2 protein-coding genes are annotated in these 1,086 nt (G+C 46.1%); both read right to left on the bottom strand.

Features of this window, described 5'->3' with window-relative positions:
- A partial coding sequence (locus R7P72_RS25755) for an alpha/beta fold hydrolase (protein ID WP_318111072.1) occupies positions 1–436 on the bottom strand: 436 nt, incomplete at its 3' end.
- A gap of 86 nt (positions 437–522) precedes the next feature.
- A complete protein-coding gene (locus R7P72_RS25750; protein ID WP_005458139.1) occupies positions 523–1,011 on the bottom strand; it encodes a TIGR02444 family protein in 489 nt (162 codons plus the stop codon).
- Between the last annotated feature and the right edge of the window lie 75 nt (positions 1,012–1,086).

The raw sequence follows: 1,086 nt of genomic DNA, 5'->3' as shown, positions 1-1,086 counted from the left end.
TATTGCCACCAAGGGAGATGCCGACGGCGACTTTTGGATTGTTTGGAAAGCGCAGATGAAGGTGTTCCAAAAAGAAGCGAGCGTCCGTTACTTCTCCTGAATGGTATGCGCGAGCTTTTTTGTTCGGTTTGCCGCTACAGCCACGAAAATGCATCATCACCGATAACCAACCAGATTTCGCAAACGCATTCATCAGGCCGTTTGCATACGGGCTGTAGAAGCATCCTTCCAAGCCATGAAACAAAACGAAGATGGGTTTGTTCTGCGCAGGTTCTTTGGTGGGATCTTCACTCCAAGCGAGATCGAGGAAGTCGCCATCGTCGGTATCCAGCGTCTGCCAAATAGGCGTAAACAGTGCTTTTTTACGAATAAAGCGCGGTAAAAGGGTCTGAAGGTGCGGGTTCTTGATCCCGGCGGCTGCGAAAAATTGTGTCATACCTAACTGCTCTTATATGGTCCTTCATGTCAGTTGAAGAACTTATTAATATAATCCTTTATAAAGATTATAGGTATTCTACAGCGTTATGAGTGTTTTGGTGGGTGAATGTTTGGCACAGGGATAGCAAAGGCTTGTTGCAAATGCTCCCCACCAAGCTGACGACAGTATCTGAGCGTGAGTGGATCGCCATCGTTTTTAATCAGTGTAAGTGAGTTAATACAGTCGACCAAATCGGCTTGTTGTTGCTTTTCGAGTTGCAGTTCAAACTGCAGGCTTTCTCGATATAACGCATCGTTCACTTGGGATTTTAGATGACGTCGCAGGTCGCGAAAAGAGTGCAGCAGCGTTTCACTACGGCCAAGACAGCTTTGAACCAAATGCCAATCTTTCTCTTGGAAGATAAGCTGCTGCTCGTCGAGCCAACGGAGCAGCAGTAATAGATTCACGTTACCGTGGTAATTGTTTTGCAACGATAAACACGCTTCTTTTACTTCTCGCACGCCATAAAACTGCAGGCTGAACTGCCAAAGGTGTTCTAGGGTAAGAGTGTATTCCGCGTGTTTGTTTGTCATTGGTTAAACTCTAGCTCCATCTGCTCCAGTTCTTCCTGAGCAGACATCCATTCCATTTCCACTTCTTCAAGTTCT

Origin of the sequence: Vibrio sp. Vb0888 (assembly GCF_033338835.1) — a bacterium.
In the GTDB taxonomy this organism is placed as follows: Bacteria; Pseudomonadota; Gammaproteobacteria; order Enterobacterales; family Vibrionaceae; genus Vibrio; species Vibrio alginolyticus.
This window is presented reverse-complemented; position numbering and strand designations above follow the sequence as displayed.